Origin of the sequence: Dechloromonas sp. TW-R-39-2 (genome assembly GCF_016864195.1) — a bacterium.
Taxonomy (GTDB): domain Bacteria; phylum Pseudomonadota; class Gammaproteobacteria; order Burkholderiales; family Rhodocyclaceae; genus Azonexus.
In genome coordinates this window covers 2,012,755-2,035,377 of sequence record NZ_CP045202.1, presented here as the reverse complement: position 1 = coordinate 2,035,377, position 22,623 = coordinate 2,012,755, and the positions used below count along the sequence as shown (strand labels likewise).

Sequence of the window (22,623 nt, the reverse complement as noted above, 5' to 3'; positions counted from 1 at the left end):
TTATTCTCCGTGCTTTTTCTTGTAATCCGCCACGGCTGCCTTGATGGCGTCCTCGGCGAGAATCGAACAGTGGATTTTAACCGGCGGCAGTGCCAGTTCTTCAGCAATTTCGGTGTTTTTGATGGCCAGCGCCTGGTCCACGGTCTTGCCCTTGACCCATTCGGTCACCAGCGAAGACGAAGCGATGGCCGAACCACAGCCGTAGGTCTTGAACTTGGCATCTTCAATCACGCCGGACTTGTTCACCTTGATCTGCAACTTCATCACGTCGCCGCAGGCTGGTGCGCCGACCATGCCGGTACCGACGCCGTCGTCTTCCTTGCCGAAGGAGCCGACGTTACGCGGGTTTTCGTAGTGATCAATGACTTTTACGCTATAGCTCATGTGTATTCTCCTTAGTGCGCGGCCCACTGGACGGTGTCCAGATCGATGCCGTCCTGAACCATTTCCCACAACGGGGAAAGTTCACGTAACTTGCCAACTTTGGCTTTCAACAGATTGATTGCATAGTCAATTTCTTCTTCCGTCGTGAAGCGACCGATGCTGAAACGGATCGAGCTGTGAGCCAGTTCGTCGTTGCGGCCAAGGGCGCGCAGCACGTAGGAAGGTTCCAGGCTGGCCGAAGTACAGGCCGAACCGGAAGAAACGGCCAGATCCTTGATCGCCATGATCATCGACTCGCCTTCGACATACGCAAAGCTGATATTCAGATTATGGGCGACGCGCTGCGTCATGTCGCCGTTGATGTAAGTGTGCTCCATGTCCTTCAGGCCATTGAGCAGGCGGTCGCGCAAGGCACCGACGCGGGCATTCTCTTCGGCCATTTCTTCCTTGGCCAGACGGAAGCTTTCGCCCATGCCGACGATCTGGTGCGTCGCCAACGTGCCGGAACGGAAACCACGCTCGTGACCGCCGCCGTGCATCTGGGCTTCGAGGCGAATACGCGGCTTGCGACGCACGTACAGCGCGCCAATACCCTTCGGGCCATAGGTCTTGTGGGCCGAGAAGCTCATCAGGTCGACCTTGAGCTTGCTCAGGTCGATCTCGACCTTACCGGTAGCCTGCGCCGCATCGACGTGGAAGATGACGCCCTTCTCGCGGCAGATCTCGCCGAGCTCGGCGATCGGCTGGATGACGCCGACTTCGTTATTGACGAACATCACCGAGGCGAGCACGGTATCGGGACGAATCGCCGCCTTGAAAACCTCCAGATCGAGCAGGCCGTCTTCCTTGACGTCGAGATAAGTTGCCTCGAACCCCTGGCGTTCCAGTTCGCGCACGGTGTCGAGCACGGCCTTGTGCTCGGTCTTCACCGTGATGATGTGCTTGCCCTTGGTACTGGCGTAGAAATTGGCGGCACCCTTGATCGCGAGATTGTTCGACTCGGTTGCACCGGAGGTCCAGACGATTTCCTTCGGGTCGGCGTTGACCAGCGTCGCGACCTGCTCGCGTGCTTCTTCAACGGCAGCGTCTGCGACCCAGCCAAAGCTGTGCGAACGCGATGCCGGATTGCCGAAATCCTCACAGAGGAACGGAATCATTTTGGCCGCGACACGCGGGTCGACCGGCGTCGTTGCCGAGTAATCCAGATAGATGGGGAGTTTCATCTTTATTCTCGCTAAGTCGGGTTATTCAAACGGCAATTGCCGTCAGTCCCTGCAGGCGTCCGACTGTAACCCGCAAGGCGTTAATAAACTGTTCCACATCAGTCTCGGTATTGCTTGCCCCAAGACTGACTCGTACTGCACCGCGCGCTACTTCCGGCGCCACACCCATGGCCTGCAAAACATGCGACGGCTCTGGATTGGCACTCGAACAGGCCGCTCCGCTGGCAACGGCAAATCCTGCACGATCCAGCTTGCCGACCAGCGTTTCGCCATCAATATCCGGCAAGGCAAAATAACTCGTATTCGGCAGTCTTTCGGCGTCGACCGCGAAAATCCGCGCACCCAGCGCCACCAGCCCAACTTCCATATTTTCCTGCAAGACACGCATGCGGTGCGGCAATTCGGCAACGCGTCGCGCCGCAAGTTCCGCAGCAATACCAAATCCGACGATTGCCGGCACATTTTCAGTGCCCGACCGCAAGCCTCGCTCGTGGCCACCGCCGGCAATTTGCGCCTGTAATTCGACACGTTTATCGACCACCAACGCAGCCGCCCCTTTGGGACCGTTGATTTTGTGTGCCGACAGGGTCATTGCATGCAGCCCCGCAGCATTCAGGGTCCGAAAATCGAGCGCCATTTTACCGAAAGCCTGCACTGCATCGCTATGAATCCAACTGCCAGCAGCCTTTGCTACCTGCAACAGAAGATTCATATCCTGAATGACACCGGTTTCGTTATTGGCCGTCATGATTGAAACCAGACGCGGCCGCTGCGCAAGCAGCGCTTCGAAACCAGGCAAATCGATACGACCGGCGGCGTCGACCGCGATATGCCGAAGATCCCACCCCTGCCGCACCAACTGCGCAGCCGGACGGGTAACACAGGGATGCTCGGTTGCGCCAATGGCAATCAGACCGGGCTTCAACGATGCCGCAGCACCTTTGATGAAGAGGTTATTGGCCTCGCTGCCGCCGCTGGTAAAGACGATTTCGGTCGGGTGCGCATTGACTGCCGCGGCAACTTGCTGACGAGCCTGATCGATCGCACTGCGCGCCGCCCGACCATACTCATGCCGGCTGGAGGCATTGCCGCAGCACTGTTCGAGCCATGGCAACATGGCCGCCAGCGCCGCAGGATCAAGCGGTGTCGTGGCGTTATGATCGAGGTAGACAGGTTGAAACATGATGGCGATCAGGCCAGAACGCCAGCCTTTTCCCGAACAACCCGGGCGCGAGGTTGCGGCCCGAGGCGACGCTTGTCTTCAATCACGACTTGTCCGACACCGGCAAGCTTGGCTTTCTGCTTTTCAACCAGTTCGGCCAGCGTCACCGACGAGAGATATTCGTACATCTTGGCATTGAGCGTAGACCACAGATCATGCGTCATGCAGCGATGTTCATCGTGGCAATTTTCACGCCCACCGCATTGCGTTGCATCAAGCTGCTCGTCGACCGCACGAATGATGTCGGCCACAGCCACCTGGTCAATCGGGCGGGCAACACAATAACCACCCCCCGGGCCGCGCACGCTATCAACCAGCTTGTAGCGGCGCAACTTGCCAAACAGTTGCTCAAGATACGAAAGAGAAATCTTCTGACGCTCGCTGATGCTGGCCAAAGTCACCGGGCCATCGTCACAACGCAGCGCCAGATCGATCATTGCCGTGACGGCAAATCGCCCTTTGGTAGTAAGTCGCATGATATCTCCTGCCTATAACCGAGTATTATGGTCAACTATACAGAAAGCCGACAAAATCAGTCAACTATTTTGCTCAGATACTGGGCATCGAAAGAATCAGCCAACTGCACCTCCTGGTCACACTTCACGCCTTGCTGTTCGAGTTCCCTGAGCAGCGAAGCGAGACGCCGATCGGTCTCGGCGGCATGATCAAGCAGACCATGAATGGCCTTGGCCAGGGGATCATCCTGATCGCGCCCGACCGCATAGGCAGAAAAACCCATTTTTTCGGCCTGCTCTTCGCGCTGCTTGCTCTGCTCGGAATGATCGAGAATGCGTGCCGGATTGCCGACTGCAGTCGCTCCGGCCGGTAAAGGCTTGGTCACGACGGCATTCGACCCGACCTTGGCGCCAGCCGAAATCGTGATCGGCCCAAGCACCTTGGCCCCCGCTCCGATCACGACGCCGTTTTCCAGCGTTGGATGACGCTTGCCCTTGTTCCAGGACGTACCGCCCAGCGTAACACCGTGATAAAGCGTGACATCGTCACCGATCAGCGCTGTTTCACCGATCACAACGCCCATCCCGTGATCGATGAAAAAGCGACGACCGATGGTTGCGCCGGGGTGAATCTCGATACCGGTAAAGAAGCGGGAAAGATGCGCGGTGAAGCGAGCCAGCCAGCGCAGACGATGGCCCCACAGCCAGTGCGCGACACGGTGCAGGATCAGGGCATGAATGCCGGGGTAACAAGTGAGCACTTCCCAGAACGAACGGGCTGCCGGGTCACGGTCGAAAACCGCACGGATATCCTCACTCAACTGCCGGAACATGAAGCTGAATCTCCCTTTTTTTCCAAGGGTGAATTTTAAAATACTCGACTGAATTTGTCAGCTATTTTGCCGAAAGGTGGCCGATTCATCTGACTTATAATCGCGCCTTGCTGTGCTTGCCCATCTTGCCGAAAGCCCCCATGTTCTGCCATCGAATCATTTCCGCTGCCTGCGCCCTGCTCCTCCTGGGCGCCTGCGCCACACCGCCGCCGGTTTCCGGAGGCAGTGTCCGTGGAGATTACCGATATGTCGAAAAATACCTGGATTGGCTGGTCGACCGTGAAATGTCGGACAACGACATCACCGGCCTGAGCATTGCACTGGTCGACGATCAAAAAGTGATCTGGCAAAAAGGCTACGGGTACGCCGACCTGGAAAACAAGATTCCGGCCACGCCGGAAACCGTTTATCGCGCCGGCTCGATCGCCAAGGTTTTTACCGCGGCAGCAACCATGCAACTGGCCGAGCAAGGCAAGCTCGACATCGACCAACCGCTGGTGGCCGCCTTGCCTGATTTCGCCATCAAGACCCGCTTTCCCAAAGCCGGCCCGGTCACGCCCCGCAACATCATGACGCATCACTCCGGCCTGCCATCGAACTTCCTGCGCGGCATGTTCGTGCGCGATCCCGGCCATTTCGAAACTGTCGTTGACGGGCTGCGCGAAGAGCACCTGACTTTTCCGCCCAACTACGTATTTTCTTACTCCAACGTCGGCATGGCACTACTCGGAGCAACCGTCCAGAAAGTCAGCGGCGAACCCTTCGAAACCTACATGACTGAACACTTCTTCAAACCGATGGAGATGAATCAGAGTCGTTTTGCATCGCGCGCAGTGGCAAAAGCATACGAAAACAACAAGGAAATCGAAGTTTTCTCTTTACGCGACATGCCAGCGGCTAATTTATTGAGCAGCGTGGTCGACCTCGGTCACTTCCTCAAAATGCAATTTGCCGATGGGCACTACGGCGGCAAAAACATCTTGTCACCCAGATCAGCCCATGAAATGGTGCGTATCCAGAACGCCAGCTTTCCCCTCGCCTTCAATTCCTACGTCGGACTCGGCTGGATGATGCACGGCATCGAAGTCCCCGGTGGAGGCCCGGTGGCCAGTCACGGTGGCTCGCTGCCCGATTCGCACAGCATGATGGCGATCCTGCCTGAACACAAACTAGGCGTTGTCGTCCTCTCGAACTCCGCCAGCGCCCACCTTGCCGTCTCGAAAATCTCGGCCGAAGCTCTCCGCCTGATGCTCGAAGCCAAAACCGGCATTCATCAGGCGCCGGCCAAAACGGCAAAAACCAAAGAACGCGAACCGACCCCGGAAGAATTGCGTCAATTCAACGGTTACTTCGACACCCTGGTCGGCCTGAGCAAGATTTCGACAGACTCCGGCAGCATCGACGTCGACGTGGTTGGCCATCGCTTTCGCCTGATCGCCCATGAAGATGGACTGTTCAGCCTGAAATACAAGCTCTTCGGCATCATGCCCGTCAGCGTCGGTGCTTTTGAAGATATCCGTGTTTCGATGACCACCATCGATGGCCGCCAGATCGTTGTCGGGCGCCTCGGCGGCGAATCAATGATGTTCGGTGAAAAACTCAAGCCAGGCATCATTCCCGAACAATTCCTGCAGCGCATCGGGAAATATGAAATCGTCGAGAAAATCGACGGCCCAACCCCCGAACGCATTGAACTGAAAGAAGAAAACGGCTTGCTGGTCGGCGAAGTACGTTTCGCTGAAAAACCGGACTTGCTGCTGCGGATCGGTTTCCAGCCGGTATCCGAAAACGAGGCCGTCACTGCCGGCCTGGGGAGTGGGCGCGGCGATACGCTGCGCCTGATTTATCAAGATGACGAAGCGCGCCTGGGATTTTCAGGCCATCAACTTCGCAAAAAACTGAACTGAACCATGACCAACCTGCACCTTGAACTCAAGCAATTCATCATTGAAGCCATGAATCTCGAAGACATCGCAGTCGACGACATTGGAGATGACACGTCGCTTTTTGGCGATGACGGCCTGGGCCTCGACTCGATCGATGCACTTGAACTCGTCCTTGGCCTGAAGAAAAAATACGGCATTGTGATTGAAGCCGGGGATGAAAAAACCCGACACTACCTGCGCTCGGTCAATACGCTGGTTGAGCTGATTCAATTGCGTGGCTCGACCGCAGCCTGACCCCAGTCAAAACACGACGCGGGGCCGGCTGCCACCTGTTCAGGACAGGGTGCTGATGGCTCCGCGAATCAAGCCGACTGCAATGCCTTCGATGGCAAAATCGATTTCTTCGGGATTCACGATGATTGGCTGGTAATCGGGGTTTTCTGCGATCAGTTCAATCACGCCGTTCTTGCGCTGCAATCGCTTGACGGTGACCTCTTCATCAAGACGGGCAACAACAATCTGGCCATCGCGTGCCTGATTCGTCTTGTGCACGGCGATCAGGTCGCCGTCGAAAATTCCGGCGTCGATCATCGACAAGCCACGCACCTTGAGCAGAAAATCAGCCCGCGGACTGAAGAGCTGGGCATCAAGTGCATAGCGCCCCTGAACGTTCTCCACGGCAAGGATCGGAGAGCCCGCCGCAACGCTGCCAATCAGCGGCAAACCCAGTTGTTCGATCAGGCGAATACCGCGAGCCGAGCCTGGCTCCAGTGTAATGGCCCCTTTTTTGGCCAGCGCCTTGAGGTGATCTTCAGCCGCATTCGGTGAAGCAAAGCCAAAGGCGGTGGAAATTTCCATGCGGGTTGGCGGTGCGCCAAGAACCTCAAGCGTATTTTTGATGAAATCGAGAATTTCCTGCTGCCGCGGCGTAAGTTTCATGGCCTGATCCCGTAAAATCCATTGGCTGTATTTTTGTACAGTATCGTTTTTTTGGCAAGCAAAGAATCCACTTCCGGGCAAACTGCTACCATTTCCAGCCCAGCGCTCCTGAACTTACAAACATGAAACTGCACGATATCGCGACAGGCTCCCGGTTCGAATACGACGGCCAGATTTTCGTCAAAACCGGCCCGTTGACCGCGGCATCCGAGAATGGCGGCCAACGGATCATTCCGCGCTATGCCGTGCTCAAACCACTCGACACCGGCACCCCGGCAAGCGCGGCCGCGGCCCGTGGAAAACTCGACAAAAAAACCGTTCTGGCAGCTTTCGATCATTTCTACCAACGCTGCAGCCCTTTGGTTGATAGTGCAGCGCTCCCGGAACTGGAAAGCGCTCGCCAGCGTTTCATTGCCGCACTCAAATAGCTCCTGCGAACCGATCCAGGCCGCATGTTGAGGATTTCCCTAACTGGCGGCCGGCTTTTCTTTTGCTAAGGTATGCGCCAAGCAAAAACTTAACTGGAGAACTGCCATGTACAAAACCATTCTGGTCGCCATTGACGACAGTGAAACCTCGCGCAGTGCCCTGGCGGAAGCCCTGCACATTGCTCGCACCAGCAATGCCAAGCTCTACATCAGCCACGTTGCCGATGAAACGATGCTCAATATGCACGGCCACGCGCTGACCAATGTCGTCAACCTTGAAGGCGCCGTTGCCAACATTATCCAGGCCGGACGTACCCTGCTCGACAAAGCCATGGCCCAGGCCGAAGGCGTCAATGCCGAGGCGCTGATTCTCGAAACACGCAACCGCCGCGTTTCCGAAACCATTGCTGAAAAAGCCAAGGAACTCAATATCGACCTGATCGTCATCGGTCGCCACGGTCAACGCGGCCTGGCCACCCTTATTCTCGGCTCGGTTGCCGAACAACTGGCTAAAATCGCCGACGCCTCCGTACTTCTCGTCAGGAAACACTAATGCCCCAGGACGCACGCCACAACGATCAAGACAACTTTTCCAAGGACGAACCGCTGCGCACCGACATCCGGCTGCTCGGCCGGGTGCTCGGCGACACCGTCCGCACCCAGGAAGGCGATTCCGTCTTTGATATTGTGGAGCGCGTCCGCCAGACGGCCGTTCGCTTCGCCCGCAACGGTGACCCCGCTGCGCGTGACGAACTGGCTGCCCTGCTTGACCCGCTGCCGCGCGATACGACCCAGTCCGTCGTCCGCGCTTTCAGCTACTTTTTGCAACTGGCCAATATTGCCGAAGACGAGCACCACATCCGTCGTCGCCGGGCCCATGATCTGGCCGGTTCACCGCCGCGAGAAGGCAGCCTGATTTTTGCCCTTGACGCGCTGTCGACCGCGAAAATCTCACCCGAAGCCATTGCCGATTTCTTCGCCCATGCCTTGGTTGCGCCGGTGCTCACCGCGCACCCGACCGAAGTCCAGCGCCAGAGCCTGATCCGCAATCACCGCGATATCGCCCGCTTGCTCGACCAGCGCGAGCGTCTGCAGATGACGCCGGAAGAGGAAGCCGAGAATGATCTCGGGCTGGCCAATGCCGTACTCACGCTGTGGCAGTCGCGCATGCTGCGCCCGGTCCGCCTCAAGGTGCTCGACGAAGTGCGCAACGGCGTCACCTATTTCAAGGAAACGTTCTTTACTGAACTGCCGCGCCTGTACATCCAGGCAACGCAGCAATTACAGAAACGTTACCCGGAAAAAATATGGGCCCTGCCGCCCTTCTTCCGCGTCGGCAGCTGGATCGGCGGCGACCGCGACGGCAACCCTTTCGTGACCGCCGAGATTCTGCGTGAAGCCCTGCGCCTGCAATCGGCTGCGGCACTCAATCACTATCTCGAAGAAGTTCATGAGCTGGGTGGCGAATTGCCGCTTTCCGACCTGCTGATCAAGGTCACACCGGAACTCGTGGCACTGGCCGAGCACTCGACCGACCATTCGCCGCAGCGTGCCGACGAACCCTATCGCCGCGCCCTTTCCGGCATTTACGCCCGCCTCGCTGCAACGGCCCGCAGTCTCGACCAGGTCGAACCGGTGCGTCATGAAATCGGCCACGCCACCGCCTACGAAACCCCGGAAGCCCTGCGCGCCGATCTCAAGGTACTGGCCAATTCGCTCAAGCTGAATGGCAGCGCCCAACTGGCTGGTGGTCGCCTGCGCCGCTTGCTGCGTGCCGTCCAGGTCTTCGGTTTCCACCTGGCGCCGATCGATCTGCGCCAGAACTCCGAAGTACACGCCCGCAGCGTCGCCGAACTGCTCGCCGGTGCCGGTCGCTGCGCCGATTATGAGGCACTGGCCGAGGTCGACCGCATCAAGCTGCTGGTTGAAGAAATCGCCACGCCGCGTCCGCTGTATTCGCCCTACCTGAATTATTCGGAAGAAACGCAGGGCGAACTGGCCATCTTCTTTGCTGCACACGAACTGCGCCAGCGTTACGGTGCGGCCGCGTTGCCGAACTGCATCATCTCGAAAACCGACGGCGTTTCCGACCTGCTTGAACTGGCACTGCTGCTCAAGGAATCCGGCCTGCTGCTGCCCGGCGCGACGCCGCGCCTCGACGTGAATATCATCCCGCTGTTCGAAACCATCGAAGACTTGCAGAAGAGCGCGGCGACGATGGCCGGCGTTTTCGACATTCCAGCCTACCGTGCCTTGATCGCCGGTCGGGGCGACGAGCATGAGGTCATGCTTGGTTACTCCGACTCCAACAAGGATGGCGGCTTCCTGACCTCGGGTTGGGAACTCTACAAAGCCGAAATCGAACTGGCCCAGGTTTTTGCCCGACACCAGGTCCGCCTGCGTCTGTTCCATGGCCGCGGTGGCTCGGTCGGTCGCGGCGGCGGCCCGACCTATCACGCCATCCTGGCTCAACCGGCCGGCGCTGTTTCCGGCCAGATCCGCCTGACCGAACAGGGTGAAGTCATTTCGACCAAGTACGGCAACCCGGATACCGGCCGCCGTAATCTGGAAGTCCTGCTCGCCGCCACGTTGGAAGCCAGCCTGACCGACCATGAAAACCAGGTCGAGCCAGCCCAGCAATTCCACGTTGTCATGGATGAACTGTCGGCCCGCGCCTTCAACGCCTATCGCGGCCTGGTCTATGAGACGCCAGGCTTTACGACCTATTTCCGCCAGTCGACCGTTGTTTCTGAAATCGCCTCGCTGAACATCGGCAGCCGCCCGGCCTCGCGTAAGGCTTCCGAACGCATCGAAGACCTGCGGGCCATCCCCTGGGTGTTCAGCTGGGCACAGTGCCGCCTGATGCTGCCCGGCTGGTACGGTTTCGGTTCCGCGGTCGACGGCTATTTGCAGGGCAATTCCGATGGCCTGGCAACGCTGCGCCGAATGGTCAAATCCTGGCCGTTCTTCAAGAGCCTGCTCTCGAACATGGACATGGTGCTGGCCAAAACCGATCTTGCCATTGCTTCGCGCTACGCCGAGCTGGTCACCGATGCCGGCTTGCGCCAGCGCATCTTCAGCCGGATCGAAACCGAATGGGCGCTGACCCGCAAGCACCTGCTGGCCATCCTGGAACAGGACGATCTTCTGGCAGAGAATCCAATGCTCAAGCGTTCGCTGCAACTGCGCTCGCCCTACATGGACCCGCTCAACCACCTGCAAGTCGAACTGCTCAAGCGCCACCGCGCCGGTGACACCGACGAACGACTGGCTCGGGGCATCCATCTGTCGATCAACGGTATTGCTTCTGGCTTGCGTAACAGCGGTTAAACCGTCATTTTGTTACGGATATTTGATAATTCCGCATTTCCCTGAATATTTGTTTGGTTTATGCTCACGCGCTAACAAAAAACAATATTCAGGGAGCGTCGGCGGTCATGGTCAATCACAAGACCACCCGTTGGGTACGGGTACTGCTGCTAGCCACGATTGGCTACGGCTTTTTTGTCTTCCACGGGCTGTCCAGCCATCTCAACCCATGGTCGCAGGCACTGATCAATGCTGCGGCCAAATACATCTACCCCGATGACGGACAAAAAGAGATCAGCGTTCTACTCTTTCGCGAAGAGAATCTAGCCGAATTAGGTACGCACTACCCTGTCCCTTACAAGCTTCACGCTGAAATTATCGAATCCCTGGCCAGCTATGGTCCAAAAGCAGTTTTCATCGACTTCGCATTCGTTGACAACCGCGACGACAAGAGTATTCGTGAGCTTTCTGCAGCACTGTGCAACCTGCACAACTCCGAACGCAAACCCAATATCTACCTGGCCGCACCAGTCCTTGCCGATGGTTCGCTCAACATTGCCAGCGAACTACTCGATTGCGTCATTCCGGTCACCCCGGAAATGGATAGCAAAACAGGAGAAAGTGGGGTCCTGACTTATTTCAATGGTCGTGAACCGGACAAAAAATCTGGAAAATTCGTTCCCTCCGCAGCATTTGCCCTGGCCGAAGATCGTATCGGCCCTGCCAGCAAGGATTCTGAAAAACTGGAAATCGTCTGGGGTAAAGGCGTCGCACCATTGAATCTGAAGTGGATGGACTGTCGTGAAAAAGCCGACTGGGAATTAATCAAAGGCCTGCTTTCCGACAACCCGAGCACGAACAAACTGCTCTGTCCCTACCATCGCACGCTGAGCGTCAACCACTTGCTCAACTCTGCCGGCGACAAAGACATCGAGGCCGCGCTTGAAGGTAAAACAATTTTCTACGGTGCCGGCTTCCGGTTTACCGGGGATCGCGTCGAATCGCCGGTCTATGGCGAAATGCCGGGCGTTTACCTGCATGCCATGGCCTACGACAACCTTCTCACGCTGGGCAACGATTACAAGCGCGCCGAACGCCACGGACTATGGGTCGGCCTGGTCGATGGCATCCTGCTGTTCACCGCCGCCTGGCTGCTGGTTTTCTTTCCTGCAGAGAAGGTTTCCGAATCGGACACATTGATCAAATTCCTGAAATCGGCCCGCAAAAACCTGGTCGGATTAGCCATTGGACTCATCACCATGTTCAGTGCGATCCACTGGGGGGGACTGGATATTGCGGCCCTGACGGCCGCCGCCCTCTACCTTGCCTTCCGGATTGGCCTGCAACGTGACTGCGCCTTCGCCATCCTGGCTTTTTTGACACTAGCCACAACCATTCTTTGCTACGTGGCACTCAATCTGGGGCCACGCAACATTCTGGCCTTTCTCGCTTTTTTTGAAATTGTCGGCCACGCTCAGGAGTTTGCCGTAAAGCGGGCCGAAACTTACTTCAGTCTTCGCCTGCGCTACGACAATCGCACAGACGGGAAGGAGTCCGCACTACCCAGAAAATGGGTACGGTGGGATTACGTTGTCAGCCATTTTTTTTCGATTTTCCATTCACCCGAAGACCATCAGTCGAAAGCTCAGCCATGCAAAAAATTGCCTACTTGATCGCCCTCGCCCTGATCACTGCCATTGCGGCGCCAGCCCACGCTAGTGAGCCTGTCAAAGTCACCAAGTTGCGTAGTGCCAAAGTCATTATTTTTGATGCGCCGGAAGGCACGCAGATTGGCGAAGCGCTCCGCGAACAGTACACACCGGGTACCTGGACAGTCCGTAGCGAACCACAACGCGGCTACGTCCAGATCGCAGGCAATGGCACGACTTTCTGGGTCAAAAATTTCGCCATCGATACTGACCGCCGGATTTCTTCAAGTGCAGAGTGCGGCGTCAAATTGGCCGGCAGTGAGCGCAAGATGGGTGCCACCCGGGGCTTGGGTGAGGAATGCAAATGATTCGCCGCTTGCTGCCACTACTCGCCGCAGTATCACTGCTCGGCTGTGCAGGAAAAGGCGGAGGAAAAATCGAAATTCCGCTGCTCGATCCCCCCGGTAGCAAGGCCCCCATATTCACCCAGCTGACCCCTGGCAAACATGAAGCTTCGATCATGGCCATCGGCGGAGACCGTGACCTGGCCCGTGGTCAGAACGGCAGCCGCCACACCATGGGTTACATCAATAACAATGATATCGAAACCTACCTGAACGGCATTCGAAATCGGTTTGTGGCTGTCTCAGGCGTCACCGATGTCCCCGGCAAGGTAAAACTGACAGCCGACCTGACACATGGAGCCAAAGCATCAGCCGATGGCAATATTTTCATTCCTATTACCTGGCTGCTGGATACGGAAACCGAGGATGCCCTGGCAGCCGTCATCGCTCACGAACTCAGCCATGTCCTGCTAAAACACCAAAGCACGGATATCGTTGGCAGCATCCAGAAGAAACTGCAGAGCGGCCACGAGATGCTGCTTGGCCTGAAAATGGATGTCCGCAAAACGACTCAGCTTGGCAAAAAAGACAATAAAGCCCTGTTGGCCGCCCAAGTTTCGGTTGCTTTGGTCGACAACCTGATCATGCCCTCCTGGAACCGACGCCAGGAAACCGAGGCCGATCTTCTCGCAGTCGATTTGATGATTCGTGCCGGTTATACACCGGATGGCATGGATGACATGTTGCAAACCATGAAAACCAGCGAGGACAAGCAACAAAAATCCAGGGCTGATATTGAAAGCCAATTGAAGCAATTGGCTCTCCAAAATCCTGAACTTGCCGTAAAAAAAGCCATAAGCACACTGGTTGAGGATTTAAGTAACACTCACCCAGAAACCGAGAAGCGGCGGGAGGCCATCACTGACTATCGGGACAAGCATTACGCCGAAGCCCCCATCCCTGACTATTCATCCAGTGCGATGAAAAAACTGAAGGCCATGCACTCGGTCGGCCCACTGCTGAACAATTACCGGCACACACTGAAAGCACGAAACCGTCTCGATGAAGGCAACGCTCAGCAGGCTTACAGCGAGGCCTTGCTGGGAGTCAAAGCACCAACTGCCAAAGACGCGATACCCAACTGGATACTTTGGAAAACTGCCGATGCCACAGGTAAAAGAGGACGCCATCAGGATGCCCTGAAAAACGTTCTGAACAATTCCGAACCGATCAAAGCAGTCTATGAGGAAATAATTGCTTTCGAGGAGCAGGCCGGACACCATCAAATCGCACTGAATTATGTCATCAAGGCGCAGAAGGTTTTCGGTGACGATCCTGAATGGACGCCCCACAAAATAAGGTTGTTAAGCAAGCTTGGCCGTAAGGATGAAGTAAAACTCGAAACGGCAAAGTGCATTCTTGACACGCCGGAGCAAAAGCACAAGTGTCGTGAAGCAGCCAAATCCTAGACCGCCCAAGATTAGCGCTATCATTCCATTTCCCTGGTTTTACGACAGTTTCCAATGATGCTCAAACGCACCGTATTTTTCGTGTCCGACGGCACCGGCCTGACCGCCGAGGCCCTTGGTCACAGTCTGCTGACCCAGTTCGAGGAAGTCGAATTCCGGCAAATCCGGATTCCCTTTCTCGACAGCATCGAAAAGGCCCAGGATGCGCTGGCCCGGATCAATGCCCAGAGCGAAGCCGATGGCATGCGCTCCATCGTATTCACGACACTGGTCAATCCGGAACTGGCCAACATCGTCCATCAGGCCGATGCTTTCTGCCTGTCGTACTTTGAAAGTTTCCTGGCCCCGCTGGAAGCCGAACTCGGGCTGAAATCGAGCCATACGGTTGGCCGTTCGCATGGCTCGGCCGAAAGCTCCGAGTACAAAAAGCGGATCGAGTCGATCAATTACACCCTGGCGCACGATGACGGCATTACCGACCGCGATCTTGAGGAAGCGGATGTCATTCTGGTCGCCGTGTCGCGCTGTGGCAAAACGCCGACCTCGCTCTACCTGGCCATGCAGTTCGGTTTGAAAGCAGCTAATTTCCCGCTCATCCCGGAAGACTTCGACCGCGGTCGACTGCCTGGAACGCTCGAAAAGCATCGCACAAAACTGTTCGGCCTGACCATTCAGCCGGAACGCCTCGCCCAGATCCGCGAAGAACGCCGTGCCGGCAGCAAGTACGCATCACTCGCCAACTGTCGGTTCGAAATTGCCGAGGCTGAAAAGATGATGCGCCGTGAAGGTATTCGCTGGCTCGACTCCTCAACCAAATCGATCGAAGAGATTTCGACCACGATTTTGCAGGAACTCAATCTGCGCTGATTGTTGGTCGTTGATCTATCAGCCATAACGCCGGCCTTCAGCGCCGGCGTTGTTCATTCGGGCAAGTCAATCAAGCCGGCGGCGCAGAGCCTCGAAAAGACAAATCGCCGCAGCAGCACCGACATTGAGCGACTCGACGGCACCCGGCATGGGAATCTTGATGCGCAGGTCGGCAGCAGCGATCAGCTCAGGACTGACGCCCAGGCCTTCGGCACCGAAGATCCAGGCCAGAGGCGCTTGCCAACGAGCTTCATAAAGAGAAACGGCACCATCCAGGCAAGTCACGGCAACCGTACCGCGATAATCGCGGACAGCCGCGACAAGATCGGCATCCTCGACGATATCGAGCACAAAATGAGCCCCCTGCCCGGCACGCAGGACTTTCGGCGACCAGGCTGCGGCACAGGCACTCGACAGCAGCACTTGCCGGACCCCAGCGGCAGCAGCCGTGCGCAACAGCGTGCCGACATTGCCCGGATCCTGCACACCATCGAGCAAAACAGCATCATTTTCGAGGTCGACCGCGGCAAGCGATTTCGGCTGGGCAACAACGGCCAACAAGCCACTCGGTGTATCAACCAAGCCAATTTCGCGCATCAGGCTATCCGCCAGAACAACGATGTCGCGCCCTGCGGTCAACCGGGAAATTTCGTCAGTTTCCAGCGCTGATTCGGCGACCACCAGCGTTTCCACCGGGCCACGTGCAGCCTCAAAAGCCTCAACCAGATGTACGCCATCAAGCAACGTCAGGCCAGTCTTGCGTCTTTCCCGACCGGACTCGGCGAGTTTCTTGAGTTGCTTGAAGAAAACGTTATCGCGTGACTGAATCAGTTTCATAGCAACGACAGCTGTTTGGCGACTGGCCCGAAACTCTTGCGATGTACCGGCGATGCGCCATGTGCTTCGAGTGCGGCAAAATGCGCAGCGGTCGGATAACCCATGTGCCGGTCGAAACCGTATTGCGGATATTGTGCGTGCAAGGCCAGCATTTCACCATCACGTACGGTTTTGGCGAGAATCGAGGCAGCGGCAATCGAGGCGATCTTGCCATCGCCTTTGACGACCGCTTCAGCCGGAATATCGAGGGACGGACACCGGTTGCCATCGACCATCGCGCTGCTTGGCCGCACTGTCAAACCAGCTACAGCCCTCTGCATCGCCAGCATGGTCGCATGCAGGATGTTAAGGCGGTCGATTTCCTCGACCGAGGCCGAGGCCACACACCAGGCGACGGCACGCTCGCGAATCAGGATGGCCAAAGCATCGCGCTTTTTCTCGCTGAGCTTTTTAGAGTCGTTCAGCCCGAGGATTGGTTTGGCAGGATCAAGGATCACGGCGGCAGCCACCACCGTCCCGGCAAGCGGCCCGCGCCCGGCTTCGTCAATGCCACAAACCAGGCCGGGCGGGATGATCAGTTCAAGCATGCAATGACGGCATTGGCCGCCTTTTCCGCCGTGTTCTGACGCAACTGGTAGTGAATGTCGGTAAACGCCTCGGCGACGGCTTCGGCATTCTCCTTGTCTTCATACAACTTGATCAGTGCCTCGGCCAGATTTTCCGGTGTTGCCTGGTTCTGAAGGATTTCCGGCACGACTTCACGACCGGCCAGTACATTGGGCAGGCCGACAAAGGGCTGGTAGGCCATACGTTTCATGATCCAGTAGGAAAGCTTGGCAATTTTGTAGGTAATCACCATGGGCCGCTTGATCAGGGCTGCTTCCAGCGTCGCCGTGCCGCTGGCGACCAGCGAGACATCCGCCGCACCCAGTGCGTCCTGAGCGTGACCAAAGAGCAGGCGGAACGGCACATCACCCGCTTGCTGCTTGTAAATCGCCATTTCAAACTGCAATCGTGTTTCACGCGTGGTCAACGGCACGACAAACTGTGCATTGGGCAAAAAACGCTCGCGAATAATGCGCGCCGTTTCGACGAAAGTTTCGGCCATTGCCTCAAGTTCGCCGCGACGACTGCCGGGCAGCAAGGCGAAGACCGGCACATCCTGCGGCATCTGCAGCTTTTCGCGCACAGCCCGTTTGTTGGTTTCCATCGGGATGATGTCGGCCAGCGGATGGCCGACATAAGTCACCGGAATCCGGGCCTTTTCGTAAAGCGGCGGCTCCATGGGAAACAGCGCCAGAACACGGTTGACCGCGCGACCGATTTTTTTGATGCGACCGCCGCGCCAGGCCCAGATCGAGGGGCTGACATAATGCACGGTTGGAACCCCTGCAGACTTCAAACTGGTTTCCAGACCCAAGTTGAAATCAGGCGCATCGACACCAATAAAAATATCCGGCCGCTGGTCCAGCAGACGCTTTTTGAGTTGGCGCCGGATACCTGAAATTTCACGATAGTTTTTCAAGGCATCGACATACCCCATGACCGACAGCGATTCCATCGGCCACCAGGCATCAAAGCCCTGCCCTTGCATTTTCGGCCCGCCGATACCGAAGAAAACAGCATTCGGCAGCTTGGCCTTGAGCGCAGCAATCAAATGGCTGGCCAGCAGATCCCCTGAGGGCTCTCCGGCCACCATCGCAATTCTCACTACGCCAGCCATCAGCGAATGATGCCGCGCTTCGACATCTCGAGGAAATCGACAAAACGCTGCACATCGGGCTGAGTCTTGGCATCCTCGAACAACTTGGCCTTCGCCTCTTCAAGCAACAAACCGGACTTGTAGAGCGTCCGGTAAGCCCGCTTCAAGGCAAGCAGGGATTCTGCCGTGAAGCCACGACGCTTGAGCCCTTCAACGTTGATACCGTATGGCTGGGCAGTATTCCCGGCCGCCATCAGATAGGGCGGGACATCCTGAAGAATGACCGTACCGACAGCCGTCATGACATGCGCCCCGACGCGACAGAACTGATGCACCCCGGTGTAGCCACCAAGAATTGCCCAGTCTTCGACAGTCACGTGTCCGGCCAGCTGCGCATTGTTGGCGAAGGTAGTTTTGTTGCCGACCTGGCAATCGTGCGCGATATGCACATAGGCCATGATCCAGTTATCGTCACCGATCTTGGTCACGCCTACGTCCTGGATAGTACCCAGGTTGAAGGTGCAAAACTCGCGGATCGTGTTGCGGTCGCCGATTTCCAGACGCGTCGGCTCACCGGCGTATTTTTTGTCTTGCGGCACTTCGCCAAGCGAACAGAACTGGAAAATCCGGTTGTCGCGGCCAATCCGGGTATGTCCCTTGATCACGACATGCGAACCGATGACGGTGTTGTCACCGATCTCGACATTCGGGCCGATCAGGGAAAAAGGACCGATCTCGACATTGGCGCCGATTCTGGCACCCGGATCGATGATGGCTGTCGGATGGATCATCTCAGACATCCCGCTTGGCACACATCAAGGTTGCTTCGGCAACAACCTGGCCATCGACACGAGCTTCCGCCTTGTACTTCCAGATGCCGCGCATCTGGCGAAGAATTTCGACATGCAGATGCAATTGGTCGCCAGGCATGACCGGCTTCTTGAAGCGGCACTCGTCAATCCCGACAAAGTAGAAAACCGAATTGGGATCAGGCTTGGATTCCATCGTCTTGAAAGAAAGAATGCCAGCCGCTTGAGCCAGCGCTTCCATGATCAGGACGCCAGGCATGACCGGGTGATGCGGAAAATGGCCGACAAAATACGGCTCATTCATGGTGATATTTTTGTAGGCGTGAATCGATTTGCCGGCTTCCACGTTGACCACACGGTCGACGAGCAGGAAGGGATAACGATGCGGCAGGTGCTCTAGAATTTCATGAATATCCATTTAATCAACCCTCTACATTAATATTTTTAAGTTTTTTCTCAAGTTCGGAGACACGCTCGGCCAACTTGGCGAGATGCCTGATCTGAGCTGCGTTGTGCAGCCAGTTGCCATGCTCTTCCAGCGGAAAAACGCTGGTGTATTGCCCAGGCCTGGTGATGTTCTTCATTACCAGGGAGCCGCCGGAAATTACCGCACCGGAAGCAATCGTCACGTGCCCTGCAATCATTGCCGCACCGCCAACGATTACCTTGTCCTGCAAGGTCACACTGCCGGCGATTGCCGCACAGGCAGCGATGACGCAGTGCTTGCCGATGATGCAGTTATGGCCGATCTGAATCTGGTTATCAATCTTGCAACCATCACCGATCACCGTATCGTCAAGCGCACCGCGGTCGACCGTGGTACTGGCCCCGATTTCAACATCATTCCCGATAATCACCCGGCCGATTTGAGGAATCTTGACCCATTCCCCTTTGTCCGGTGCAAAGCCAAATCCATCTGCCCCGATAACGACACCGGAATGGAGAATCGTATTACATCCGATTTCACATCCCTGATAAATGCTGACATTGGGGTACAACACGCAACCATCACCGATTTTCACATCATCGGCAATCACACAGCCGGCATGAATCGTCACGTTCTCGCCAAGCACCACACCGAAACCGATGCTGACCTGCGGCCCAATGCTCGCCGAAGCCGGCACAGCAGATGCTGAGCATGCACTCGGATGAATCCCTGGCGACAACGAGGAGCGTGGATTAAGCAAGGTGGCAACGCGCGCATAGTAAGCGTACGGATTTGCCGTAACGATACGTGGCCGATCGATAGAATCGGCGAACTCGGGCGCGACAATGACGGCTGCAGCACGCGTCGTCTGCAATTGGCTTTTGTATTTCAGGTTGGCCAGAAAGCCAATTTCGCCCTCACCGGCAGAGGCCAGTGTAGCAACCTGATGGATCACCGTTTTGGCATCACCAAATACATCGCCGCCCAAAAGGGCGGCGATTTCAGCCAGGGAAAGAGCAACACCCCGGGCTGCAGGCATTACTTGCCTTCAGCAAGTGCCTTGATCACGCGCTCGGTGATGTCCAGCTTGGGGCTGACCCAGACTACATCCTGAAGAATCAGGTCGTATTTGTCGGACTCAGCGATCTGCTTGATGGCCTTGTTGGCCTTCTCGATCACCGCAGCGTTCTCTTCGTTCTGACGCAGATTCAGGTCTTCACGGAATTCACGCTGTTTGCGCTGGAATTCGCGCGACAACTCGCCAAACTCTTTTTCCTTGGCGCGGCGGTCGCTTTCAGCCATGGTGACAGAGTTTTTCTCGAGATTTTCCTGCAGCCCTTGCAATTGCTTGGCCATACGCTGCAAATCCTGATCCCGCTTGGCAAACTCACCTTCAAGCTTCTTGGCTGCCTTCTGGGCAGCGGGTGCATCACGGAAAATGCGCTGCGTATTGACGTAACCGACCTTCAACTCGGCTGCACTCGCACCCGTGACAAACAAGGCAGACATCAACGATGCCAGAACAAGGCTTTTAACTTTCAACTTGAGACTCCTGAATCAAAAAGTGGTACCCAGCTGGAACTGGAAAGACTCGGTCTTGTCCGTATCCTGCTTGTTGATGGGCATACCATAACTGAACTTTAACGGACCAATCGGCGAAACCCAAGCTGCGGACAGACCCGTAGAGTAACGCAAATCGCTGACTGCCATCGTTTCACCCTTGCCGTAGACCTGGCCTGCATCAAAGAACCAGCCCATACGGAAATTCTTCTCCATGCCCGGAACGCTCCAGAGCAGTTCAGCGTTACCAACCAAGCGCCGATTACCGCCGATGCGATATTGCGAACCATTGGAATCGGTCGTGATGGGACCAAGACTCGATGTCTTGTAGCCGCGAACAGAAGCAACGCCACCGCCGTAAAAGTTCTTGTAGAACGGCAAACCGTTTCCACCGAATCCATCCGCATAACCGACTTCACCATTGAGCATGATCGTAAAGACCTTGTTCAAGGGAACATACTGCTGCAACTGATAGCTGGCACGGTAGTAAGTCAGGTCACCACCCGGCACGGCAACTTCGATACCGGCCTTCTGGAAGGTACCCTTGGTTGGGAAAAAATAGCTGTCCTTACCGTCACTCACCCAGTTCGCAGTCACAGGAATGGAGAGATTGGTATCCCCGAATTCCTTGACGAAATCCTTGTAGTACTGAGGACTATCGCTATAAGTCGTAATCGATGTGGTATCAAGACCAACGCCGAAACTCAGCGATTCCTTTTCGCCGATCGGGAAACCGAAACGCAATCCACCGCCAGTCGACGCCGAGCTATAGGTAGCAATTGCCGTTGACGTTGTGTTCACCGTACGGTGATAGACATCGAACCCCTGGCTGATGCCATCCAGCGTGAAATAAGGATTGGTGTATGAGAATACGTAAGTCCGGTACGACTTGGCAGAATTGACCTGGATGGCAACATTATTGCCACTACCGAGAAAATTGTTTTGCGCCACGGATGCCGAAAGAATTACCTTGTCCGTGCTCGAGGTACCAAGGCCAAGCATCAAGTTTCCGGTTGGCTTCTCAACCACGTTGAGATTGACATCAAGCTGGTCGGCAGTTCCCGGCACAGCAGGTGTCTCAACAGCCACTTCGGTGAAGAAGCCCAGCTTGTCAAGACGCTGCTTGGAGGTCGTAACACGGTCTGCATCATACCAACCGCCTTCCATCTGGCGGATTTCACGGCGGATAACTTCATCTCGCGTTTTGGTATTGCCGGTCACATTGATCCGCCGCACATAAACCCGCTTGCCCGGATCAACGAAAATGGTGAAAGCAACCTTGCGCTTTTCCTTGTCGATTTCCGGGGAGGCATTGACATTAGCGAAGGCATAACCTTCCTTGCCCAGACGATCGGCAATGGCCTTGGTCGAATCATTCAGGCGTTCGCGAGAAAAAACATCGCCCGCCTTGACTGTCACCAACTTGCGCAGTTCAGCTTCGCTCAGGGTGAAATCACCCGCCAACTTGACTGACGACACCTGGTAGCGATCGCCTTCATTCAGATTGGCAGTGATGTATACATCCTGCTTGTCCGGAGAAATGGAAACCTGCGTTGATTCAACGGCAAATTCCAGATACCCCTGATTCATGTAGAACGACTTCAGCTTTTCCAGGTCAGCAGAAAGCTTCTGGCGGGAATACTGGTCATTCTTCGTGTACCACGTCAACCAACCCGGCGTGGTCAGTTCAAATTGCTTGAGCAACTCTGTCTCGGTGAACGCCTTGGCACCGACAAAATTGATTTGTTTGATCTTGGCGGCAGCACCTTCTTCGATATTGAAGTTGATACCGACCCGGTTGCGCTCGAGCGGCGTCACGGTGGTCGTGATATTCACACCGTACTTGCCGCGAGTCAGGTATTGCCGCTTCAGTTCCTGCTCGGCCTTTTCAAGCAAAGCACGGTCGAAAATCCGCCCTTCGGCAATCCCGGTCTCCTTGAGCGCCTTGACGATGACGTCCTTGTCGAATTCTTTCAGGCCGACAAAATCGAGTTGGGCAATTGCCGGTCGTTCCTGCAGGACGACAACCATGACGTTCCCATCGACCTCGATGCGAACGTCCTTGAAAAACCCGGTCGCAAACAGGGCCTTGATCGACTGTGCAGCTTTTTCGTCATCCAGCGTATCGCCAACCTTGACCGGCAAATAGCTGAACACGGTACCAGCTTCGGTACGCTGTATCCCTTCAACACGGATGTCCTTGACCGCAAAGGGTTCGAATGCCAGCGCGGGCATGGCAAAAACGCTGGCGATCAGGACTGACAACAGGGATTTTTTCAT

General features: G+C 56.2%; 23 protein-coding genes. 9 read left to right on the top strand and 14 right to left on the bottom strand.

Annotated features, from left to right (window positions below; genetic code table 11):
* From iscU to cysE, 5 genes are read right to left on the bottom strand one after another with little or no spacing between them, the layout of a single operon-like run.
* Entirely contained in the window at positions 1-384 is a 384-nt protein-coding gene (gene iscU / locus GBK02_RS09765) for a Fe-S cluster assembly scaffold IscU (protein ID WP_153149973.1), read from the bottom strand.
* 11 nt (positions 385-395) lie between these two features.
* Entirely contained in the window at positions 396-1,607 is a 1,212-nt protein-coding gene (locus GBK02_RS09760) for an IscS subfamily cysteine desulfurase (protein ID WP_203466489.1), read from the bottom strand.
* Positions 1,608-1,632: 25 nt separating this feature from the next.
* Positions 1,633-2,790, bottom strand: coding sequence for a cysteine desulfurase family protein (locus GBK02_RS09755; RefSeq protein ID WP_203466488.1), 1,158 nt, complete (start codon positions 2,788-2,790; stop codon positions 1,633-1,635).
* Positions 2,791-2,798: 8 nt separating this feature from the next.
* Positions 2,799-3,305 (bottom strand): Fe-S cluster assembly transcriptional regulator IscR, encoded by a 507-nt coding sequence (gene iscR, locus GBK02_RS09750; protein WP_203466487.1) that lies wholly within the window; start codon positions 3,303-3,305, stop codon positions 2,799-2,801.
* Between the two features lie 56 nt (positions 3,306-3,361).
* Positions 3,362-4,117 carry a serine O-acetyltransferase gene (cysE, locus tag GBK02_RS09745; RefSeq protein ID WP_203466486.1) on the bottom strand — a complete coding sequence of 252 codons (756 nt, stop codon included), beginning with the start codon at positions 4,115-4,117 and terminating at the stop codon, positions 3,362-3,364.
* Positions 4,118-4,257: 140 nt separating this feature from the next.
* Here cysE and GBK02_RS09740 point away from each other — a divergent pair, with 140 nt between their 5' ends.
* Together GBK02_RS09740 and GBK02_RS09735 are read left to right on the top strand one after the other, a co-directional pair.
* Positions 4,258-6,024, top strand: coding sequence for a serine hydrolase (locus GBK02_RS09740; protein ID WP_203466485.1), 1,767 nt, complete (start codon positions 4,258-4,260; stop codon positions 6,022-6,024).
* Positions 6,025-6,027: 3 nt separating this feature from the next.
* The gene (locus GBK02_RS09735) at positions 6,028-6,297 is read left to right on the top strand and encodes a phosphopantetheine-binding protein (RefSeq protein ID WP_203466484.1); all 270 of its coding nucleotides are present in this window, start codon (positions 6,028-6,030) and stop codon (positions 6,295-6,297) included.
* A 39-nt stretch (positions 6,298-6,336) separates the two neighbouring features.
* Here GBK02_RS09735 and lexA read toward each other — a convergent pair whose 3' ends face one another.
* On the bottom strand, positions 6,337-6,942 hold the full coding sequence (lexA, locus tag GBK02_RS09730; protein WP_203466483.1) for a transcriptional repressor LexA: 606 nt from the start codon (positions 6,940-6,942) through the stop codon (positions 6,337-6,339).
* A gap of 122 nt (positions 6,943-7,064) precedes the next feature.
* Between lexA and GBK02_RS09725 the strand changes: the two genes are divergently transcribed.
* The 7 genes from GBK02_RS09725 to GBK02_RS09695 all read left to right on the top strand — a co-directional run bounded on the left by GBK02_RS09725 (position 7,065) and on the right by GBK02_RS09695 (position 15,008).
* Positions 7,065-7,370: a hypothetical protein gene (locus tag GBK02_RS09725; RefSeq protein WP_203466482.1), complete on the top strand. Its 306-nt coding sequence runs from the start codon at positions 7,065-7,067 to the stop codon at positions 7,368-7,370.
* 106 nt (positions 7,371-7,476) lie between these two features.
* Entirely contained in the window at positions 7,477-7,923 is a 447-nt protein-coding gene (locus GBK02_RS09720) for a universal stress protein (RefSeq protein WP_203466481.1), read from the top strand.
* The gene (ppc, locus tag GBK02_RS09715; RefSeq protein ID WP_203466480.1) at positions 7,923-10,700 is read left to right on the top strand and encodes a phosphoenolpyruvate carboxylase; all 2,778 of its coding nucleotides are present in this window, start codon (positions 7,923-7,925) and stop codon (positions 10,698-10,700) included. Before GBK02_RS09720 ends, ppc begins: the two co-directional genes overlap by 1 nt.
* Before the next feature lie 107 nt (positions 10,701-10,807).
* Positions 10,808-12,352 carry a CHASE2 domain-containing protein gene (locus GBK02_RS09710; RefSeq protein WP_203466479.1) on the top strand — a complete coding sequence of 515 codons (1,545 nt, stop codon included), beginning with the start codon at positions 10,808-10,810 and terminating at the stop codon, positions 12,350-12,352.
* The gene (locus GBK02_RS09705; RefSeq protein WP_203466478.1) at positions 12,331-12,696 is read left to right on the top strand and encodes a hypothetical protein; all 366 of its coding nucleotides are present in this window, start codon (positions 12,331-12,333) and stop codon (positions 12,694-12,696) included. The genes GBK02_RS09710 and GBK02_RS09705 overlap by 22 nt, the downstream gene beginning before the upstream one ends.
* A complete protein-coding gene (locus GBK02_RS09700; protein ID WP_203466477.1) occupies positions 12,693-14,141 on the top strand; it encodes a M48 family metallopeptidase in 1,449 nt (482 codons plus the stop codon). The genes GBK02_RS09705 and GBK02_RS09700 overlap by 4 nt, the downstream gene beginning before the upstream one ends.
* A gap of 54 nt (positions 14,142-14,195) precedes the next feature.
* Positions 14,196-15,008 carry a pyruvate, water dikinase regulatory protein gene (locus GBK02_RS09695; RefSeq protein ID WP_203466476.1) on the top strand — a complete coding sequence of 271 codons (813 nt, stop codon included), beginning with the start codon at positions 14,196-14,198 and terminating at the stop codon, positions 15,006-15,008.
* 66 nt (positions 15,009-15,074) lie between these two features.
* Here the strand turns inward: GBK02_RS09695 and GBK02_RS09690 are convergent, their stop codons facing one another.
* Genes GBK02_RS09690 through bamA form a run of 8 tightly spaced genes read right to left on the bottom strand, consistent with a single transcriptional unit; the run spans position 15,075 to position 22,623 of the window.
* Positions 15,075-15,845 carry an RNA methyltransferase gene (locus GBK02_RS09690; RefSeq protein ID WP_203466475.1) on the bottom strand — a complete coding sequence of 257 codons (771 nt, stop codon included), beginning with the start codon at positions 15,843-15,845 and terminating at the stop codon, positions 15,075-15,077.
* The gene (gene rnhB, locus GBK02_RS09685; protein WP_203466474.1) at positions 15,842-16,432 is read right to left on the bottom strand and encodes a ribonuclease HII; all 591 of its coding nucleotides are present in this window, start codon (positions 16,430-16,432) and stop codon (positions 15,842-15,844) included. The genes GBK02_RS09690 and rnhB overlap by 4 nt, the downstream gene beginning before the upstream one ends.
* The gene (gene lpxB / locus GBK02_RS09680) at positions 16,420-17,568 is read right to left on the bottom strand and encodes a lipid-A-disaccharide synthase (protein ID WP_203466473.1); all 1,149 of its coding nucleotides are present in this window, start codon (positions 17,566-17,568) and stop codon (positions 16,420-16,422) included. The genes rnhB and lpxB overlap by 13 nt, the downstream gene beginning before the upstream one ends.
* Positions 17,568-18,338, bottom strand: coding sequence for an acyl-ACP--UDP-N-acetylglucosamine O-acyltransferase (gene lpxA / locus GBK02_RS09675; RefSeq protein ID WP_203466472.1), 771 nt, complete (start codon positions 18,336-18,338; stop codon positions 17,568-17,570). Before lpxA ends, lpxB begins: the two co-directional genes overlap by 1 nt.
* 1 nt (position 18,339) lies before the next feature.
* Positions 18,340-18,774, bottom strand: coding sequence for a 3-hydroxyacyl-ACP dehydratase FabZ (gene fabZ, locus GBK02_RS09670; RefSeq protein WP_203466471.1), 435 nt, complete (start codon positions 18,772-18,774; stop codon positions 18,340-18,342).
* 4 nt (positions 18,775-18,778) lie between these two features.
* Positions 18,779-19,822 (bottom strand): UDP-3-O-(3-hydroxymyristoyl)glucosamine N-acyltransferase, encoded by a 1,044-nt coding sequence (gene lpxD, locus GBK02_RS09665; protein WP_203466470.1) that lies wholly within the window; start codon positions 19,820-19,822, stop codon positions 18,779-18,781.
* The gene (locus GBK02_RS09660) at positions 19,822-20,292 is read right to left on the bottom strand and encodes an OmpH family outer membrane protein (protein WP_203469355.1); all 471 of its coding nucleotides are present in this window, start codon (positions 20,290-20,292) and stop codon (positions 19,822-19,824) included. The genes lpxD and GBK02_RS09660 overlap by 1 nt, the downstream gene beginning before the upstream one ends.
* A gap of 48 nt (positions 20,293-20,340) precedes the next feature.
* Positions 20,341-22,623, bottom strand: a complete 2,283-nt coding sequence (gene bamA / locus GBK02_RS09655) for an outer membrane protein assembly factor BamA (RefSeq protein ID WP_203469354.1) — start codon at positions 22,621-22,623, stop codon at positions 20,341-20,343.

Coding starts and splice junctions, on each gene's coding strand:
- GBK02_RS09695 (WP_203466476.1), top strand. CDS start 14,196: ATGATGCTCAAACGCACCGTATTTTTCGTGTCCGACGGCACCGGCCTG.
- GBK02_RS09740 (WP_203466485.1), top strand. CDS start 4,258: ATGTTCTGCCATCGAATCATTTCCGCTGCCTGCGCCCTGCTCCTCCTG.
- iscR (WP_203466487.1), bottom strand. CDS start 3,305: ATGCGACTTACTACCAAAGGGCGATTTGCCGTCACGGCAATGATCGAT.
- GBK02_RS09660 (WP_203469355.1), bottom strand. CDS start 20,292: ATGTCTGCCTTGTTTGTCACGGGTGCGAGTGCAGCCGAGTTGAAGGTC.
- cysE (WP_203466486.1), bottom strand. CDS start 4,117: ATGTTCCGGCAGTTGAGTGAGGATATCCGTGCGGTTTTCGACCGTGAC.
- lpxB (WP_203466473.1), bottom strand. CDS start 17,568: ATGGCTGGCGTAGTGAGAATTGCGATGGTGGCCGGAGAGCCCTCAGGG.
- bamA (WP_203469354.1), bottom strand. CDS start 22,623: ATGAAAAAATCCCTGTTGTCAGTCCTGATCGCCAGCGTTTTTGCCATG.
- fabZ (WP_203466471.1), bottom strand. CDS start 18,774: ATGGATATTCATGAAATTCTAGAGCACCTGCCGCATCGTTATCCCTTC.
- GBK02_RS09720 (WP_203466481.1), top strand. CDS start 7,477: ATGTACAAAACCATTCTGGTCGCCATTGACGACAGTGAAACCTCGCGC.
- rnhB (WP_203466474.1), bottom strand. CDS start 16,432: ATGCTTGAACTGATCATCCCGCCCGGCCTGGTTTGTGGCATTGACGAA.
- GBK02_RS09735 (WP_203466484.1), top strand. CDS start 6,028: ATGACCAACCTGCACCTTGAACTCAAGCAATTCATCATTGAAGCCATG.
- GBK02_RS09700 (WP_203466477.1), top strand. CDS start 12,693: ATGATTCGCCGCTTGCTGCCACTACTCGCCGCAGTATCACTGCTCGGC.
- GBK02_RS09710 (WP_203466479.1), top strand. CDS start 10,808: ATGGTCAATCACAAGACCACCCGTTGGGTACGGGTACTGCTGCTAGCC.
- GBK02_RS09705 (WP_203466478.1), top strand. CDS start 12,331: ATGCAAAAAATTGCCTACTTGATCGCCCTCGCCCTGATCACTGCCATT.
- lpxD (WP_203466470.1), bottom strand. CDS start 19,822: ATGCCTGCAGCCCGGGGTGTTGCTCTTTCCCTGGCTGAAATCGCCGCC.
- lexA (WP_203466483.1), bottom strand. CDS start 6,942: ATGAAACTTACGCCGCGGCAGCAGGAAATTCTCGATTTCATCAAAAAT.
- lpxA (WP_203466472.1), bottom strand. CDS start 18,338: ATGATCCATCCGACAGCCATCATCGATCCGGGTGCCAGAATCGGCGCC.
- GBK02_RS09690 (WP_203466475.1), bottom strand. CDS start 15,845: ATGAAACTGATTCAGTCACGCGATAACGTTTTCTTCAAGCAACTCAAG.
- ppc (WP_203466480.1), top strand. CDS start 7,923: ATGCCCCAGGACGCACGCCACAACGATCAAGACAACTTTTCCAAGGAC.
- GBK02_RS09755 (WP_203466488.1), bottom strand. CDS start 2,790: ATGTTTCAACCTGTCTACCTCGATCATAACGCCACGACACCGCTTGAT.
- GBK02_RS09760 (WP_203466489.1), bottom strand. CDS start 1,607: ATGAAACTCCCCATCTATCTGGATTACTCGGCAACGACGCCGGTCGAC.
- GBK02_RS09725 (WP_203466482.1), top strand. CDS start 7,065: ATGAAACTGCACGATATCGCGACAGGCTCCCGGTTCGAATACGACGGC.
- iscU (WP_153149973.1), bottom strand. CDS start 384: ATGAGCTATAGCGTAAAAGTCATTGATCACTACGAAAACCCGCGTAAC.